1 tRNA gene and 1 rRNA gene are annotated in these 344 nt (G+C 52.6%); both read left to right on the top strand.

From position 1 onward, the window contains the following. Positions 1-63, top strand: a 16S ribosomal RNA gene (locus tag KW849_RS31055); the annotation flags it as partial. Positions 64-224: 161 nt separating this feature from the next. Beyond that, positions 225-301, top strand: a tRNA-Ile gene (locus KW849_RS31050). The last annotated feature ends 43 nt before the right edge of the window (positions 302-344 follow it).

Raw genomic sequence — 344 nt, 5'->3', positions numbered from 1 at the left:
ATGACTGGGGTGAAGTCGTAACAAGGTAGCCGTAGGGGAACCTGCGGCTGGATCACCTCCTTAATCGACGACTCAGCTGCTCCATGAGCTCCCACACGAATTGCTTGATTCATTGAAGAAGACGATATAGAAGCAGCCTTTTGGGTTGTAGCTTAGTTGGTTAGAGCGCACCCCATGCTCTGTGGTTAAGAGCAGGGTGAGGTCGGCCTTAGCAGCTCGAAATTGGGTCTGTAGCTCAGTTGGTTAGAGCGCACCCCTGATAAGGGTGAGGTCGGCAGTTCGAATCTGCCCAGACCCACCAATTTTGTGTGGGAAACGCCTGTAGAAATACGGGGCCATAGCTC

Origin of the sequence: Pseudomonas sp. PDM26 (assembly GCF_019219185.1) — a bacterium.
Taxonomy (GTDB): Bacteria; Pseudomonadota; Gammaproteobacteria; order Pseudomonadales; family Pseudomonadaceae; genus Aquipseudomonas.
The sequence above is the reverse complement of the archived record's forward strand: the minus strand, read 5'-3'. Positions and strand labels throughout refer to the sequence as shown.